General features: G+C 41.3%; 15 protein-coding genes and 1 pseudogene. 14 read left to right on the top strand and 2 right to left on the bottom strand.

Annotated elements, in window-relative coordinates:
* Positions 1 to 56: 56 nt before the first annotated feature.
* Complete coding sequence (locus HMPREF1519_RS07395; protein ID WP_022496596.1) at positions 57 to 1,448, top strand: amino acid permease; 1,392 nt, start codon at positions 57 to 59, stop codon at positions 1,446 to 1,448.
* Positions 1,449 to 1,518: 70 nt separating this feature from the next.
* Here HMPREF1519_RS07395 and HMPREF1519_RS07390 read toward each other — a convergent pair whose 3' ends face one another.
* The gene (locus tag HMPREF1519_RS07390) at positions 1,519 to 2,154 is read right to left on the bottom strand and encodes a hypothetical protein (protein ID WP_002885980.1); all 636 of its coding nucleotides are present in this window, start codon (positions 2,152 to 2,154) and stop codon (positions 1,519 to 1,521) included.
* 303 nt (positions 2,155 to 2,457) lie between these two features.
* Here HMPREF1519_RS07390 and HMPREF1519_RS07385 point away from each other — a divergent pair, with 303 nt between their 5' ends.
* Positions 2,458 to 4,359 (top strand): beta-glucoside-specific PTS transporter subunit IIABC, encoded by a 1,902-nt coding sequence (locus HMPREF1519_RS07385; RefSeq protein WP_037611761.1) that lies wholly within the window; start codon positions 2,458 to 2,460, stop codon positions 4,357 to 4,359.
* A gap of 36 nt (positions 4,360 to 4,395) precedes the next feature.
* Here the strand turns inward: HMPREF1519_RS07385 and HMPREF1519_RS07380 are convergent, their stop codons facing one another.
* Positions 4,396 to 5,154, bottom strand: a complete 759-nt coding sequence (locus HMPREF1519_RS07380; RefSeq protein ID WP_022496598.1) for a peptidylprolyl isomerase — start codon at positions 5,152 to 5,154, stop codon at positions 4,396 to 4,398.
* Positions 5,155 to 5,443: 289 nt separating this feature from the next.
* On the opposite strand from HMPREF1519_RS07380, the gene HMPREF1519_RS07375 reads away from it, so the two are divergent.
* From HMPREF1519_RS07375 to HMPREF1519_RS07320, 12 genes and pseudogenes are all read left to right on the top strand, one after another.
* The gene (locus HMPREF1519_RS07375; RefSeq protein ID WP_022496599.1) at positions 5,444 to 6,817 is read left to right on the top strand and encodes a hypothetical protein; all 1,374 of its coding nucleotides are present in this window, start codon (positions 5,444 to 5,446) and stop codon (positions 6,815 to 6,817) included.
* 334 nt (positions 6,818 to 7,151) lie between these two features.
* A complete protein-coding gene (locus HMPREF1519_RS10700) occupies positions 7,152 to 7,658 on the top strand; it encodes a hypothetical protein (RefSeq protein WP_223896489.1) in 507 nt (168 codons plus the stop codon).
* A 79-nt stretch (positions 7,659 to 7,737) separates the two neighbouring features.
* A pseudogene (locus HMPREF1519_RS10775) lies at positions 7,738 to 7,851 on the top strand (immunity protein YezG family protein); the annotation flags it as partial.
* 76 nt (positions 7,852 to 7,927) lie between these two features.
* Positions 7,928 to 8,821: an ABC transporter ATP-binding protein gene (locus HMPREF1519_RS07360; RefSeq protein WP_022496602.1), complete on the top strand. Its 894-nt coding sequence runs from the start codon at positions 7,928 to 7,930 to the stop codon at positions 8,819 to 8,821.
* Positions 8,818 to 9,558 carry a hypothetical protein gene (locus HMPREF1519_RS07355; RefSeq protein ID WP_022496603.1) on the top strand — a complete coding sequence of 247 codons (741 nt, stop codon included), beginning with the start codon at positions 8,818 to 8,820 and terminating at the stop codon, positions 9,556 to 9,558. The genes HMPREF1519_RS07360 and HMPREF1519_RS07355 overlap by 4 nt, the downstream gene beginning before the upstream one ends.
* Complete coding sequence (locus HMPREF1519_RS07350; RefSeq protein ID WP_022496604.1) at positions 9,551 to 10,129, top strand: hypothetical protein; 579 nt, start codon at positions 9,551 to 9,553, stop codon at positions 10,127 to 10,129. Before HMPREF1519_RS07355 ends, HMPREF1519_RS07350 begins: the two co-directional genes overlap by 8 nt.
* 326 nt (positions 10,130 to 10,455) lie before the next feature.
* Complete coding sequence (locus HMPREF1519_RS07345; RefSeq protein ID WP_022496605.1) at positions 10,456 to 11,694, top strand: CD20-like domain-containing protein; 1,239 nt, start codon at positions 10,456 to 10,458, stop codon at positions 11,692 to 11,694.
* Between the two features lie 116 nt (positions 11,695 to 11,810).
* The gene (locus HMPREF1519_RS07340; RefSeq protein WP_022496606.1) at positions 11,811 to 12,716 is read left to right on the top strand and encodes a LysR family transcriptional regulator; all 906 of its coding nucleotides are present in this window, start codon (positions 11,811 to 11,813) and stop codon (positions 12,714 to 12,716) included.
* An 8-nt stretch (positions 12,717 to 12,724) separates the two neighbouring features.
* Positions 12,725 to 13,186: a signal peptidase II gene (gene lspA / locus HMPREF1519_RS07335; RefSeq protein WP_014634033.1), complete on the top strand. Its 462-nt coding sequence runs from the start codon at positions 12,725 to 12,727 to the stop codon at positions 13,184 to 13,186.
* Positions 13,170 to 14,060, top strand: coding sequence for an RluA family pseudouridine synthase (locus HMPREF1519_RS07330; RefSeq protein WP_002886027.1), 891 nt, complete (start codon positions 13,170 to 13,172; stop codon positions 14,058 to 14,060). The genes lspA and HMPREF1519_RS07330 overlap by 17 nt, the downstream gene beginning before the upstream one ends.
* 220 nt (positions 14,061 to 14,280) lie before the next feature.
* Positions 14,281 to 14,802, top strand: coding sequence for a bifunctional pyr operon transcriptional regulator/uracil phosphoribosyltransferase PyrR (pyrR, locus tag HMPREF1519_RS07325; RefSeq protein ID WP_002886175.1), 522 nt, complete (start codon positions 14,281 to 14,283; stop codon positions 14,800 to 14,802).
* Between the two features lie 177 nt (positions 14,803 to 14,979).
* Positions 14,980 to 16,257, top strand: a complete 1,278-nt coding sequence (locus HMPREF1519_RS07320; protein WP_022496066.1) for a uracil-xanthine permease family protein — start codon at positions 14,980 to 14,982, stop codon at positions 16,255 to 16,257.
* Positions 16,258 to 16,259 lie beyond the last annotated feature (2 nt).

Genomic DNA, 16,259 nt, shown 5'->3' with positions numbered 1-16,259 from the left:
ATGTTAAAAATGGTAGGACTCAATGAGTCTTGCTTAATAGAATTGGAGTGAAAAAAATGTCGCAAAAGCAACATCATAAAGACGACGACAATCAGACTGAAAATGGGATGGTGCGTGGTCTTCAAAACCGTCACGTCCAGCTGATTGCCATCGCTGGTACGATCGGTACAGGTCTCTTCCTCGGGGCAGGGCGTTCTCTCTCCCTAACAGGACCTTCAATCATCCTAGTATATATACTAACTGGTATCTTCATGTATCTTATGATGCGAGCTATCGGTGAGATGCTCTATATGGATCCTGACCAACACACCTTTATCAACTTTATTACCAAATACCTTGGTAAAGGTTGGGGATTTTTCTCGGGTTGGTCTTACTGGGTATCACTGATTTTCCTTGGAATGGCAGAAATTACGGCCGTCTCGACCTATGTGCAATATTGGTTCCCAAGTTGGCCTGCCTGGCAGATACAGATCATCTTCCTGATTATCTTGAGTTCGGTTAATCTGATTGCAGTTAAGATTTTCGGGGAAGTTGAGTTTTGGTTTGGGATGATCAAGATTATCACCATTCTTGCTCTTATCGCAACAGGTATCTTCATGGTAGCGACCAACTTTGAAACGCCTGCTGGACATGCTAGTCTTTCCAATATTACACAAGGCTTCCAGATGTTCCCTAAAGGTTGGGTAAGCTTTGTCATGACCTTCCAAATGGTCTTCTTTGCTTACCAAGCCATCGAATTTGTAGGGATTACAACTTCCGAGACAGCAAATCCACGTAAGGTCTTACCAAAGGCCATCAAGGAGATTCCGATTCGTATTGTAATCTTCTATGTGGGTGCCCTCATTGCCCTCATGGCTATCTTCCCATGGCAAAAACTTCCAGTTAATGAATCACCGTTCGTAACGGTCTTCCAAATGGCTGGTATCAAGTGGGCAGCAGCTTTCATTAACTTTGTTGTCCTGACAGCAGCGGCTTCATCATTGAACTCAACACTTTACTCTACAGGTCGTCACCTTTTCCAAATTGCTAAGGAAACACCAAATAGTAAAGTCATGAAAGCTTTGAAGCTAGATACTTTATCACGTAATGGTATTCCATCTCGTGCAATTATTGTATCAGCCATCGTGGTTTGTATCTCTGCCTTTATCAATGTCTTGCCTGGTGTATCTGATGCCTTTGCCTTGATTACTGCATCATCATCAGGGGTCTACATCGCTATCTATATCTTGACCATGCTTGCTCATCTCAAGTACCGTAAATCTCAAGAGTTCATGGCAGATGGCTTCCTTATGCCAGCCTACAAGATTCTTAATCCATTGACTATCCTTTTCTTCATCTTCGTCTTTGTTTGTCTCTTCTTGCAAAAGTCAACAGTTGTCGGAGCTATCGGAGCAGCCATCTGGATTGTGGTATTTAGTATCTATAGTAACTGGAAACACAGTAAATAAATCATTTAGCTCACCTTTATGGTGAGTTTTTTAGTTGTAAAAAAAGGACACAAGGTGTCCCAGTTATTAGTTATGCAATACTTTCTTGGTTTCCGTGGTGAAAGAATCCACCTAAAAGGCCCTTACTACGATGGAAAATAGCAGGCTTATGATCGTTATGTGAACGACCATTAACATCAAGTTTAGCCCATTCAAGAGCCTGGTGGGCGTTTCGGTCTGACACTGTAGATGTCCCAATATAGCTATAGATACCTGCCTGAGCAAGAATAAACCCTTGCAGTTGACGAATATGTTCATCGTTAAGTGCTTCGGAAAAATGAATCTTCACTGTCTTATAAGTTAAAGCTTGGACAGACTCGACGATAGGTGACTCTGCTAGGAGGTGTAAAAGTTCTTGATGCTTAGTAAAGTACTTATCATAGTCCATTGGAAGAATGATAGTATGGGCAATCCAATCTTCCAAGTTAGATTTAGCTTTTTTACTGAGGCCTCTTGCTGTGATACTGAGGTCATCTATATTGAAAGGAAGTTGGTCGATGTGAGCAGTGTTTGAACCGTAAGCCTTCCTGAAAAGCGGTGTACTTGATAGAATGTGTCCAGTAGGTGAAATAATAGCCAAGGCAGTTTCCTTGGTTTGGTAACCAAGCTCGTGGCATTCCATGCTAGCGTATGTGTCTTTAAATTCAATAATTGCTCTTGTTTTCATCGTGTAACTCTCTTTCTGTTAGTTTATAAACTAACAATAGTTTATCATGACTTATAATCTTGGTCAAGATTTTACTTTCAAAAACAAAAAAATTTTGTAAGGGCTTGCAATTTTTTTGAACTCTGATAAGATAGAACCATAGAAAAAGGGTTGTTACTGGTCAGCAGGCAAAACCTAAATAAATACGAAAAACTAATGGGAGTAGTGTATGCTCTTCCCAATTGGTTCTTGGTATTTATTTAGGTTTTTTTCGTTGAAAAAGCCTCAAAGAAAACTAGGATCCTAGACAAGAAAGGAGCCCTTATGGCTAAATATACTGAATTAGCTGAGGACATTCTTAAACACGTCGGTGGAAAAGAAAATGTCAATAGCTTAAAACACTGTGTGACACGTTTGCGCTTTGATTTGAAAGATGAATCTAAAGCAGATGATGACTACCTTAAGAACCGTGATGGTGTCGTTACGGTGGTTAAGGCAGGTGGACAATATCAGGTAGTTATCGGTAACCATGTGCCTGATGTTTATGCGGAGGTTCTCCAAGTTGGAGGTCTTCCAGCAGGTGGAAGTCTTGATCTTGATGAGGGGGATGCACCAAAGGGAAATCTCTTTGACCGCTTTGTATCTTTGGTATCAAGTATTTTCCAACCCTTCCTTGGTCCATTGGCTGCGGCCGGGATTATCAAAGGAGTAGTCGCTATCATGGCGGCATGTGGCCTGTCAGCTACGACAAGTCCTATGTATGTGATTTTGAATGCGGCGGGGGATGGTTTCTTCCAGTTCTTGCCAATCTTGATTGCCTTGACATCTGCTCGTCGTTTCAAGGTTAATGAATTTACAGCTATTGCGATTGCAGGAGCACTTGTTTATCCTGATATTGCTACGCTAGTGACAGCTCTTCAAAAGGCTGGTCAAGGTCATGTTCTAGGGGTTATTCCGTTTACGCTTCCTGCAGGGGGGTACCTCTCAACAGTAATGCCTTCTATCTTGGCAATTTGGGTGGCTTCTCACATTCAAAAATTCTTTACCAAGATTACTCCTGATGTCATTAAAGTCTTTGTAGTACCTTTCTTTACATTGCTCATTACGGTACCATTAACATTCTTGGTGGTTGGACCAATTGCCAATGCTTTCTCTGATGGATTGACAAGTCTTTTCCAAGCAATCATGAACTTTAGTCCGATTGTCTTTGGTCTTGTACTTGGTATCCTATGGCAAGTCTTGGTTATGTTCGGAATGCACTGGGCGCTTGTTCCCCTTGCTATCTTAGATGTGGCAACAAACGGAAGTTCTACGATTCTTTCAGCAGCTATCCTTCCATGTTTCACGCAAACAGGTGTATTGGGGGCTATCATGCTTAAGACAAAAGAAGAAAAAGTCCGTATCATTTCTATGCCAGCCTTTGTTTCATCTATTTTTGGTGTAACAGAACCTGCTATCTATGGGGTGACTCTTCCAATGAAAACACCATTCTACATTTCATGTGGTGTTTCAGGACTTATGGGGGCTGCCATGATGGCCCTAGATATTAAGACGTATTCAATAGGTGGTCTGGGTGTTTTTGTCTTCCCAAGCCTTATTGGACCGGATGGTAATCTTTCTAAAGTTATCTTTGCCATTATTATTGCCATTGTGGGTGGTGTTCTTGCCTTCCTCATTCAACTCTTTGTACGAGTACCAAATCTATACGGTGGTGGAGCAGCTAAGGTTGAAGAAAAAGCTGAAGAAGCTGCACCTGCTCCTAAGGAAATTCAACAAGAAATTATTGCAAGCCCACTTATTGGGAATGTTGTTCCACTTGACCAAGTACCTGACCAAGTCTTTGCCTCAGGAGCTATGGGTAAAGGAATCGCTATTGACCCTACGGATGGGGTAGTGGTCGCACCAGCTAAGGCAACCGTTAATTTAGTCTTCCCTACTGGTCATGCGATTGGTTTGACAACTGAAAATGGTGCAGAGCTTCTCATCCATATTGGTATGGACACTGTTTCTCTTGCTGGTAAAGGCTTCAAGACCTATGTGGAAGCAGGTCAAGTTGTAGAAGCAGGGCAAAAACTTATAGAATTTGACCTAGCAACTATCCGAGAGGCTAAATTACCAGTTATCACGCCAGTCATTGTGACCAATACACCTGACTTTGATGATGTCTTAACGACTAAAGAAGCTCGTGTTAACACTGGTGATTATCTCCTCACTGCTGTTAAATAAAAAAGAAATCCGAGAATCAACTTCTCGGATTTTTGTTTATTTGAATTTGTAGTCTTTAGCAACTTCAACGGAATTAACCGTTACATTTTCTTTTGGTTTGCTGTTGTCATCGACTTCAAGGTTAGCAATGGTATCAACGACATCCATGCCTTTGATGACTTGTCCAAAGACAGTATATTTGGTATCACCAGCTGGGTAACCGCCTTTTTTGTAGGCGTCAATGATAGGTTTTGGATAGCCGGCATTTCCTAGTTGCTTGCTTTGATCGTCCTTGTTTTGAACAATGTAGAATTGGCTGCCGTTTGAATTCTTAGCACCAGTATTGGCCATAGCAAGTGCTCCACGGATGTTGTAGAGGAATGGTGTAGGCTCAACAGCGAAACCTTTCTTCCAGATAGATTCTCCACCAGTACCGTCACCCTTAGGGTCACCACTTTGAATCATGAAGTCCTTGATGACACGGTGGAAGGTAAGACCATCGTAGTATTTGTCCTTGGCATGTTTCAAGAAGTTTTCAGAAGCCTTTGGAGCAAGTGTAGGGAAGAGTTTGACTGTGATATCACCCTTTGAAGTATGGAGAATAACTTCAGCTTCGTCCTTACCGACCTTGTCAGACAACTGTGGAAAGGCATCTTTTCCAGATTTTTGGGCTTTTTCTAATTGTTTAGTGAATATCTTATTATCAACATAAGCATCTCCACGAACGGCGCGTGCGATGTTCTCACGAAAGGCAAAACCTAGGCCTGCGATAACAAGTACAATAATTAATGGAATGTACTTTTTAATGTTTTTCATATATAACTCCTTTGGTGCATTATACCTACTATTGTAGCAGAAAAAAACCTTTTGGGAAACGGTTAACAGAGGTCTTTAAATATGGTAGAATGGGATTATCAACAAGAAGATGAACAATGGGACTAGATATAGGAAAAAGGTTGCCTCAGGCTAAAAGGTGAGGGCTGACTTTTGGAAGGACGCATGCTACTTGCTCTTATCAGAGATAGGTGTCTAAATCCTAACTATAGAAAACTTTGCTAAGCTGAAGGGATCTCTTGTTTGGATTTCTTGAAAAAAGGAGATTTTTATGTCAACTAAAGCAGAATGGGCTGAACTCTTTGAGTCGGTACATGGGCGTAAGCCTAGCCCCCAAGAATTTTTGGATGCTAAAGCAGCTGACTTTGATACAAGTGCTTTGGCTGCTCAAGCAGCATCTGTAGAAGCACCAGCTAACGAACCTGTCGCTGAAGAAGTAGCTCCAGAACCAGTTGCTACTGAAGAAGTCGCAGAACAAGATGATATCGCAGATGTGGCTGAAACAGCTGAGGATGCCGTCGCAGAACAAGCAAGCAGTGAATCACCATTTGGTGCAGAAGCTTTCTCAGAAGCACCTGTGCAACAACCAACACCACAATTTGATTCAAGCATGTTTGAAAAGGCACCTATCTCTTCAGCTCAAGGATTTGGAACAGTTCCTAATCCAACTGCAGCTGGCTCAGCAGATAAACCTCTTTTCAATCTTATCTTGCCGATCGTTGCGATTGCACTTTCAGTAATCTTTGCAGTCTTGGCATGGTTTGTAGGTCCTGCTTGGCTCTTCATCATCTTGACAGTCCTCGCAGTTGCGGTAGCAGTTGTTTCGCTTGTCTTTAGCCTTAAATCAAGCAAGAAATTGCTTTCAATCATTGCAACAGGTGTTGCTGGTCTCATGCTCTTTGTGTCTATTGGTGGTTTGATTTTCCAAATCTCTCAAAACGCTAGTGACAACACAAGCTCAAGCAAGACATCAAAAGTTGCTGATAAAGACGATGATGACGCTGACAAGAAAGATGACGACAGCGATTCAAAATCTGACTCTAAATCTGATTCAAAAGGTGATAGTACTGATGTCAACGACTACATTGACAAAAATGCTAAATTTGATTGGAATGAATCTAAGTTCAAGAAGTTGAAAGCAGGTAAGGATACCGTTAAGTCTATCATCAAGACTTATGGTAAGGCTTCTGATGCACAAATCTCTGGCGATGAGATGAAGTTGAATTACTCTGGTAAAGACTATGGTGAAAGTGTTTACCTAAACTTTAAGAAACAATATGACGGTACATTTATCTTGTCATATGCTTCAGGTAGATTCCCTCAAGATAAGGTAGAAGTTGATCGCTCTTACAAAGCTGATTGGACAAAAGAACAGTTTGATGCTCTCACTAAGGGTGATTACACTGATCCATCAAACGGTACGAAACTTGAAGATATCGTTAAGGATCACCCTAAAGCTTCAAGTGCAGAATACACAATCTCAACATCTCGTCAAGGTGAATTCAAAAAAGAAATGAGCATTTCTTATAGTGACTATGAGGCTGGAGATGGTAAACTCAAGAGTGTTTACTTGTCATTTGATACCAAAGAAGATGACGATACGTTCTACCTTACTTATAAATCAGGTCCAGATGGCGAGGATTAATTAAGGAACAGGAGGGGAAACCTTCCTGTTTTTTCTTGATAAAAGGAGAAAACTATTGAGATTTTTAAATTATACATTCGAGCAAAGTCAGTCTCTTGTCACTAAGGAGACCGTAGAAAAGCTCAATCAAAAAGGAAGCTGGAAACGATTTATTGGCTTGTTTATCACTTCAATTGTTATTTATTTCTTCTCTATTATCACACCCATGTTTATAAAAGGATTGACGCTTGATCAAAATCCAACATTTTCTTGGATTCAGTGGCCAATCATTCTTTTCTATGTAGTCATGTATTTGGTCTATCTTTTCTTTTCAATTAAGAACAGAAGAAGCCCGATGAAACTAAAATTTTGCACCTACTTTTACATGGTAGTCTTACTCGCTATCTTTACAGTATGTGCCGGAATAATGATGATGACACGACGAAATATTGTCAGTATACTATCGGGAGCTATGTTTCTTCTTTCCATTTATTACTTGATTCGAACGGTTCCCCGTAAACTGAAAGAAGCTGTTCAAAATCAGACAGAGTTTAGCCCCATGGTAGCACTTGTGACTGAAAAGATTTCGGATGGTTTAGTCTTTTTAGGTGGAACCGGGATTACAGGTGCCCTTGTGCTCTTTGACCGCTCCACTGGAAGTGATACTAGAGGGAGCATTGATGCGGTGTTGATGCCTATTATGCCTGCCATATTTGTCTTTGCGACTTATGTCTTTTCCATTGATTTGCTACGAGGTTATTACCTCTTCAAATACTCTGAGCAATATAGAGAGCAGTTTGGCTACTCAGCTAAGGATTGGTATGGAGAGAAGTCGAAGGAGTATAGGAGGATACAGGGCTAAGTTGTGGTTAAAGTAATGTATGAAATTGATGGCAAAATGCTTGAAGTTAAAACAATTTTAAACCGTATTGGAGGATAAAATGGAAAAACAAATTAATGAAAAAATTCGTGAGATTGCTCAGAGTGTTAATGAAGAGGGGAAAAATGAGTATATCTACAATCTCTATATTCCAAAGCAATATAATTTTCCTAATAATACTGAAATTATAGATATTGAAAAAATAATTGAACAAATTAAAGGGAATCTTCCAAATCAAGGGGTAATCTTAAATGACTAACATAACATTTTCACAAGTTCAAAAGAGTTTTCACAAGAAGTTGGTGTTAGACATTCCTGATTTTCAAGCAGATTCAGGTGAAATCTTCTCCATCGTTGGTGGCAATGGTGCCGGTAAGTCGACTTTTATCAAGCTCTTGGCAGGGATTTTTTTGCAGGATAAGGGCGAGGTTCGTGTCTATGACGTTTCTAATCGCTCCAAGAAAATCCACTCGCTGGTCAAGTTTGTCTTGGAGAGCGGGCAGGGGTTGTACAGTTATTTGACAGCTATGGAGAATCTCCAATATTTTCTAAGCTTGAATGGGATTGCCTTGTCTCATATCAAGGCAGAGGTGGATGTCTTGTGTGACCAGCTGGCTTTTACCCCTTATAAGGATACGCTGGTTTCAGAACTGTCCCAGGGCAACCGTCAAAAATTGACCTTAATCTTAGCCTTGGTGCAAAAACCGAAAGTACTCTGTTTGGATGAGCCGACCAATGGGCTAGATTTGCTGGCAAAAAAACAGCTGATGACTCTTTTGCAGGATTATGCTCGTCACCATCAAGCCAGTATTTTTATCACCAGTCATGATGCTAGTTTTATCGAGAAGGTCAGCACTCGGGTGGTGGTAATTCAGGAGGGGCGGCTTTATCGTGAAGGAACCTTTGAAGAGATTTTTGGCAATGTCCACCAGCATGAAGTCTATCACTTGCTGTTAGATAAGAGTGCAGAAAGTGTACTGAAACAAAGATTCCCTGAGCTGGACTACAAGGTGCTTGACGGTGGGATTTCGGTAGAGACCAGAAATCCAGATCTTTATCGGATATTGCTAGAAGAAACGGAAGTCTTGCAGTTCACCCGAGAACCTGCTTCTTTGGAAGATTTGCTGTATGAGGTGCTAAAATGATGCTAGCAGCGATTGGGCGAGAGTTTAGTCGCCAACTCAGTGAATACAAACAGTTCAAAGTCAATCTTCTCTTTGCCAATCTGGGAATTTTCTTTCTGGTTACGGGTTTTTTGAACTATTTTGACAGTCAGCAAGATACTTTTGAGCTGTTTATCTTGCTTTTTACTTGGTATTTTTCTAGCCACAGTATCACTCATCCGACCTATTTTATTGAAGATGAGATTGCAGACCGCACCATTATCAACGTGATTCAGAGTCGGAGGAGCATCTTTGGCATGCTTTTTATCAAAATTATTGTGCAGATTTTGTTGGACTTGGTCAAGGCTATTCCTTTATTTTGTTTGGTTACCTTGGTTCAGCAGATAGCCTTTCCTAGTGACTGGGTCGATACTTTTGTTACCTTTTTTCTGTCCTTCGTGGTCATTGTATCCCTTTATGGTCTGGGCTTTCTCTTTGCCAGTTTTTCCTTTGTCTTTACAAAAATTTCCAGTATTACTAGCCTCCTTGCTTACGGGATTCTCTTTTTGGTTGGTTTTGAGGATCAATCGAGTCATTTGATTGCTACTTTATCTCGTTTCTTGCCTTTTCATCTCTTGGTGAGTTTTATCCGTCAGCCAAGTTGGTTCGTTCTTTTATTATTATTGGGCTACGGTTTATTTTACTGGCTCTTGGGCTACTTGTGCTTTCAAACTTGTTTGACCTATGCCAAAAAGAAGGGGAGTTTGTTCCATGTATAATGAAGTGAAGCGATTTTATCTCTTTCGCAGGAGACGCTGGGCGGATACCCTGTTTGACACCCTCTACCACGTCATTTTCATTCTTGGATTTTATAGCCTTTTGAGGGGAAATTCTGACTTTCAGTTGTCCTATTTCTATTATTATTTCATCTTGACCCATGTGGTCTCCTTGGGCAATGAAGAGTTGGAGTACGAGATTCGGTCGGGACAATCCTTTGGCATTCAGTATGCTTTGCAATCAGTGTATAGAATTTACCTGCAACGAGCAGTGGTTTACTTTGTTTGGTTGTCTTTGATTTTCTGGATTGCTTTACTTTTGATTCATCAGAGCTTACCAACTCATTTTTCTTTGAAGGTCATCAGTTTCCAAGGACTGCTCGTAGTACTGATTGGTTTCCTGATTTTCCTTGGCTATTATCTTGTCATGATTCGACTGACCATCCGTTTCCAACGGATTTCAGTCTTGGTAGATTTTCTAAACACCGTGCTCTTATTCTACTCAGGACTCGTCTTTCCAGTGGTGAGTTTTTGGAATTTGAAGAAATTATTTGATGGGATTATAAGAAATTAAGGATTCTTTTTCAATGCAGAGTCCTTTTTCTATTGAAATCTTCTTTTAATTTCTATCCTCTGAGATGGTGAAGGTGATATACTCCCCTTATAGTGGACAGTGAAAATACTATAATTCACTAGAAGTGAACTGCCCCAAAAAGTGTGACAGAGAAAATCAAACTTTAGGATGCAGTTTTTTTTCGACTTTCGTCTATTTTCATGAGATGCTTTGTTCCTTAAGCACATCAGGCAGTCTCAAAAAATTTTCTCCTATATCCGGCCTTATTTTCATAAGACCAGATTAAAGTATGATAAAATAAAGAAAAAGAGATAAAGGAGTCAGCTATGGCAACTAGAGAAGAATGGGTGCGTCACTTTGAGGACGTCAATGGTCGTAAACCAAGTCCTGAGGAGTTTATGGAAGCTAAGAAAGAGGGCTTTGTTATTGCTTTGGAGGAACCAAGTGCCCAAGTGTCTGAGCAGGTTGAGGCTCAGAAAGTGGATAGCTCTGAAACTACTGAAGAGGTGACAGCTGACTCAGTAGCAGATACGCAACCAGACAAGGCTCAGGTGGCATTAGAGGAGGAAGCTCCTAATCACATGCCTGAGTTGAATCTGGAGAAAGAGCAAGAAAAAGAAACTCCAAAGACAAGTCAGATACCTTTGGAAAACCCTTATTACAAGCCAAAAGTAACCAAGAACAATGCTTTTGTTAATATTGCTTTGCCAATTATTATTCTAGTTTTGGGGATTCTATTTGTCATTTTGTCTTGGACGCTTCCTTTCGGTTTTGTCTTTACTTTCCTTGCTTTCTTCCTTATCATTCTAGCTATTGTGACTTTGGTTTTGAGTCTGAAGTCGACACGCAAGGCACTTTCTATTATTGCCCTAGTCATGTCAATCATCTTCTTCATGACTTCGCTTGCTGGAGCAGGCTATCAAGCAGTGAAATTTGTCATGAACCATGCTGAGCAGTTCCAAAGTGACGGTCACGATAGAGCTTATCTGTACATCGATGAGAATTATAAGTTTGACTGGACTGAGGATCAGTTTAAGGAGTTGAAGGTTGGTACTTTGACATTGGACGAGGTTTTGGACGCTCATGGTAAGGCGACTGATGCCGAGTATAGTGATGCTTACGAGGAAGATAAACCAGATTTACTAGACCTTACCTATAGAAAAGAAAATACAGATGGAAACAACTATGTTCGTTTGACTTTCGAGATAAAAGACGGTGTCTATGTTTTGAAATCTGCCTCAGCAACCTTCGACTATGATAAGGTCAAAGAAGTTGATGACTATCATAGCAACTGGACAAAAGATGACTATGAAAAGTTGTCTGTAGGTACACAAGCTGATTTGCTCAAGGGGACACGACTTTCTGAGGTGGTTGAAAAACACCCAGAGGCTAGCTTCACTTATCATGAAATGACACAAACTGAACAAGGCGATCTCACTCAGTCAGTGAGTCTTAGCTACCGTGATTATAATCCAGAAAGTGGTAAGGTAGATGCTGTTCGTTTGACCTTTGACTATGACAAACGTGAAAACGAGTACTTCTTGACAGACAAATCAGACGAATAAGACTACTTTTTAATTAATTCAAGCTCAGGGTTGCCTGGGCTTTTTAGTATCAACAAAAAGAGGATAAAATCTGGTATAATAGTATTGATTGATTTTTCAAGAAAGAAGTGTCACACATGAACATACAACAACTACGTTATGTCGTAGCCATTGCCAACAGCGGAACCTTCCGTGAGGCAGCCAGCAAGCTCTTTGTGAGTCAGCCTAGCCTTTCGGTGGCTATCAAGGATTTGGAGCAGGAGCTGAATTTCCAAATTTTCACCCGTACAACGACGGGGGCTGTCTTGACCAGTCAGGGCATGACTTTTTACGAGCGTGCGCTTGAGGTGGTACGCAGTTTTGATAGTTTTGAAAATCGCTATCTCAATGCTTCTGAAAAGGGCAACCAGTTTTCGATTGCCAGCCAGCACTATGACTTTTTGCCACCTTTGATCACGACTTTTTCAGAGCGCTATCCTGATTACAAGGATTTCCGTATCTTTGAGTCTACGACCATTCAGATTTTGGATGAGGTAGCCAAGGGGCACAGTGAGATTGGGATTATCTATTTGAATCGTCAAAATAGCAAGGGAATCCAGCAAAATATGGACAAGCTTGGGCTTGAAGCTATTGATTTGATTCCGTTTAAGACGCACATTTATCTCCGTAAGGGCCATCCTCTGGCTAAAAAAGAAAGTCTTGTTATGGAGGACTTGGTGGCCTTGCCTACAGTGCGTTTCACTCAGGAGAAGGACGAGTACCTTTACTATTCTGAAAACTTTGTGGATACGTCAGATTCGTCTCTGATGTTTAACGTGACAGACCGTGCGACTTTGAACGGTATCTTGGAACGTACAGATGCCTATGCGACGGGATCTGGTTTCTTAGATGCGCAAAGTGTGAACGGGATTACGGTTATTCCGCTTGAGGATAATTTGGATAATAAGATGGTTTATGTCCGCCGTAAGGGGATTAACTTGTCATCTTGTGCTCTCAAGTTTGTCAATGTTATGTTTGACTACTTTGATACATACAAACCGTAGGAGGACTTATGCGTAAGGTTGCGATTCCTTTGGCTATCTTGGCTCTGATTGGTTTGGATCAGTGGGTTAAGCATTGGGTTGTGGCAAATATTGCCCTTAACCAAGTTATCAAGGCTATTCCTGGACTTTTCAGTTTGACCTATCTACAAAACCGTGGTGCTGCCTTTTCGATTTTACAGGATCAGAAATATTTCTTTGTGATTTTGACGGTTCTAGTGATTGGTGCGGCTCTGGTTTATCTGGTTAAGAATTACCAGAAGAGTCTTTGGCTGGTACTATCTTTGGTTTTGATCATCTCTGGTGGTATTGGCAACTTTATCGACCGTGTGCACTTGGGTTACGTGGTTGATATGGTTCAGCTTGATTTTATTGATTTTGCAATATTTAACGTGGCAGACTCCTATCTAACGGTAGGCGTGCTGCTCTTGATTTTAATCTTATGGAAAGAGGAAAATGGAAGTCATCATTAAAGAGGCGGGAAACCGTCTGGACAAGGCTTTGGCAGATTTGACAGAATTGTCACGTAGTCAGGCCAATGAAGCGATTAAGGCTGGAACGGTCTTGGTTAATGGTAAGTCGGCAAAGGCCAAGTATGCGGTTAAAGAGGGTGATGTTATCACCTATGAATTGCCAGAAGAAGAGGTTTTGGAATACAAGGCCGAAGATATTCCTTTGGATATTATCTATGAAGATGCGGATGTGGCAGTGGTCAACAAGCCTCAAGGCATGGTTGTCCATCCATCAGCTGGTCATACATCTGGTACCTTGGTCAATGCCCTGATGTATCATGTCAAGGACCTCTCGTCTATTAATGGTGTGGTTCGTCCAGGGATTGTCCACCGTATTGACAAGGACACGTCTGGTCTCCTTATGATTGCTAAGAATGATAAGGCCCACAATGCTTTGGCGGCGGAGCTTAAGGATAAGAAGTCCCTTCGTAAGTATGTGGCTATCGTGCATGGCAATCTACCTAACGATCGAGGCGTGATTGAGGCTCCGATTGGGCGTTCAGATAAGGACCGCAAGAAGCAGGCAGTCACAGCTAAAGGAAAACCTGCAGTAACACGATTTACCGTTCTTGAACGTTTTGGCAACTATACTTTGGTAGAGTTGCAGTTGGAAACAGGTCGCACGCACCAGATTCGTGTGCACATGGCTTATATCGGTCATCCGGTGGCGGGAGATCCTCTTTATGGGCCACGCAAGACCCTCAAGGGCCATGGCCAATTTCTACATGCTAAGACCCTTGGTTTCACGCATCCTACGACTGGAGAATTGGTCGAATTTACAGCGGAAGAACCTGCTATTTTCAAGGAAACCTTGGAGAAGTTGAGAGAAGCGTAACAGTTATTAAACGGATAGTCTTTCTTGGGAGGGGCGTCCGTTTTTTTCTTGTAAAAGAGTCTGAAATTTGCTATAATTTACCTAATTAAATAAGTCCTTTAATCACTGTCCAGAGAGGCAGGCAAGGAGCCATGAGAAGTGTACGGGTGAACTGTACTCATATTTTTGTGTATCTCCTTGTTTTCGAGGGGATTTTTTTGTATTTAGAAAGGTTCTTTTTATGAAGAAAAAAGAGATCGTCGATGACGTAACCATGAAACGTGCCATTACACGTATCACTTATGAGATTATTGAGCGTAACAAAAATCTCGACAAGATTGTCTTGGCTGGTATTAAGACACGTGGTGTCTATATTGCACAGCGTATCCAAGAGCGCTTGAAACAGTTGGAAAACCTTGATGTGCCATTGATTGAGCTTGACACTAAAGCTTTCCGTGATGATGTTAAGGCTGAGCAAGATACATCTGTTTTCCCTATTGAAATTGATGGTACAGATGTTATCCTTGTGGATGATGTGCTTTACACAGGTCGTACGATTCGTGCAGCTATTGATAATATCGTTAGCCATGGACGTCCGGCGCGTGTTGGTTTGGCTGTCTTGGTTGACCGTGGTCACCGTGAATTGCCAATTCGTGCGGACTATGTTGGTAAAAATATCCCAACAAGTGAGTCGGAAGAAATCGAAGTTTTGGTCGCAGAAGTTGATGGCAAAGATAGCGTCAACATTATCGATCCAAGCTGATTTGACTGACGGATAGGGTAATATGCCCTTTGTATCTTACTTAACTGAACACGGGCTAAGAGCTGTGTAAAATAGATAAATCTTCCTAGAAGCTAAAGCTTCGGCGTCAGATTTCCTAATTTTACTTTGCTCTTTATACGCCCTTTGTATCTTAATTTTAAGGAGTCCTTTGATATCGTGAATAACGTAAAATATGATGTGAATGATATGCCAAAACCTGGTTTATTGGTTGGTTTGTCATTCCAGCACTTGTTTGCTATGTTTGGTGCGACGGTGCTTGTGCCGATTTTGGTTGGGATTGATCCCGCTATTGCTCTTTTCTCATCTGGTTTGGGAACTTTGGCTCACTTGACGGTGACCAAGTACAAAATTCCAGCTTACATGGGTTCTAGCTTTGCCTATATTGCGGCTATGCAGACACTTATGAAGACTGATGGAATTGCGGCGGTGGCTCAAGGTGCCATGGCTGGTGGTTTGGTTTACTTGCTTGTGGCTCTGATTGTTAAGTATGCGGGTAAAGACTGGATTGATAAGGTCCTTCCACCAATCGTGGTTGGTCCCATTATCATGGTGATTGGTTTGAACCTTGCAGCCAATGCAGTCAATGATGCGACAACTTTAAATAAAAGCTATAGTATCTATGCTCTATTGATTTCGATGGTCACCCTCTTTGCGGTTATCCTCTTTAACATGTATGGCAAGAAGATTGTCGGTGTTATCCCAATTTTACTTGGATTAATTGTGGGCTATATTTTCTCAGCGGTTCTTGGTTTGCTGACAGGACATAGTTTTATCAATTTCTCAGAGGTAGCAGCGGCACATTGGATTCAAGTTCCAAACTTTGACATTCCATTTGTGGATTATAGCTTCAAGCTCTACCCAAGTGCGATTTTGACCATGGCTCCGATTGCCTTTGTGACGATGACTGAACACTTTGGTCACGTCATGGTTCTAAACAGTTTGACTGAGCGTGATTACTTCAAGGATCCTGGTCTTGACCGTACGCTTACTGGTGATGGTTTGGCACAGATTATCGCTGGATTCTTTGGAGCTCCTCCGGTAACTTCTTATGGTGAAAATATTGGGGTTATGGCCCTCAGTAAGGTCTACTCAGTTTACGTTATTGCGGGCGCAGCAGTGATTGCGGTCTTGATGAGCTTTATTGGTAAGCTGTCAGCACTCTTGCATTCTATACCAACTCCTGTATTAGGGGGATTATCTATTGCCCTCTTTGGGGTTATCGCTGCTAGCGGTTTGAAAATTTTAGTTGAACATAAGATTGATTTTGATAATAAAAAGAATCTCTTGATTGCTAGTGTTATCTTGGTTTCTGGTATTGGTGGTTTGATGATTGACCTTGGTGGTCTTCAAATCACGGGTGTGGCAAGTTCAACCATTCTTGGTATCTTGCTCTACCAAATTTTGCCAGATCCTAAAAAAGGTAGCAAAGATTAGTC

The sequence above is a fragment of the Streptococcus sp. SR4 genome (assembly GCF_000517725.1).
In the GTDB taxonomy this organism is placed as follows: Bacteria; Bacillota; Bacilli; order Lactobacillales; family Streptococcaceae; genus Streptococcus; species Streptococcus salivarius_F.
Note: the sequence above shows the minus strand (reverse complement) of the source record. Positions and strands in the feature narration are given on the sequence as shown.

Bases quoted from the DNA above. Each gene is read 5' to 3' on its own strand.
- HMPREF1519_RS07395 (WP_022496596.1), top strand. From the start codon at position 57: ATGTCGCAAAAGCAACATCATAAAGACGACGACAATCAGACTGAAAAT.
- HMPREF1519_RS07390 (WP_002885980.1), bottom strand. From the start codon at position 2,154: ATGAAAACAAGAGCAATTATTGAATTTAAAGACACATACGCTAGCATG.
- HMPREF1519_RS07385 (WP_037611761.1), top strand. From the start codon at position 2,458: ATGGCTAAATATACTGAATTAGCTGAGGACATTCTTAAACACGTCGGT.
- HMPREF1519_RS07380 (WP_022496598.1), bottom strand. From the start codon at position 5,154: ATGAAAAACATTAAAAAGTACATTCCATTAATTATTGTACTTGTTATC.
- HMPREF1519_RS07375 (WP_022496599.1), top strand. From the start codon at position 5,444: ATGTCAACTAAAGCAGAATGGGCTGAACTCTTTGAGTCGGTACATGGG.
- HMPREF1519_RS10700 (WP_223896489.1), top strand. From the start codon at position 7,152: ATGAAACTAAAATTTTGCACCTACTTTTACATGGTAGTCTTACTCGCT.
- HMPREF1519_RS07360 (WP_022496602.1), top strand. From the start codon at position 7,928: ATGACTAACATAACATTTTCACAAGTTCAAAAGAGTTTTCACAAGAAG.
- HMPREF1519_RS07355 (WP_022496603.1), top strand. From the start codon at position 8,818: ATGATGCTAGCAGCGATTGGGCGAGAGTTTAGTCGCCAACTCAGTGAA.
- HMPREF1519_RS07350 (WP_022496604.1), top strand. From the start codon at position 9,551: ATGTATAATGAAGTGAAGCGATTTTATCTCTTTCGCAGGAGACGCTGG.
- HMPREF1519_RS07345 (WP_022496605.1), top strand. From the start codon at position 10,456: ATGGCAACTAGAGAAGAATGGGTGCGTCACTTTGAGGACGTCAATGGT.
- HMPREF1519_RS07340 (WP_022496606.1), top strand. From the start codon at position 11,811: ATGAACATACAACAACTACGTTATGTCGTAGCCATTGCCAACAGCGGA.
- lspA (WP_014634033.1), top strand. From the start codon at position 12,725: ATGCGTAAGGTTGCGATTCCTTTGGCTATCTTGGCTCTGATTGGTTTG.
- HMPREF1519_RS07330 (WP_002886027.1), top strand. From the start codon at position 13,170: ATGGAAGTCATCATTAAAGAGGCGGGAAACCGTCTGGACAAGGCTTTG.
- pyrR (WP_002886175.1), top strand. From the start codon at position 14,281: ATGAAGAAAAAAGAGATCGTCGATGACGTAACCATGAAACGTGCCATT.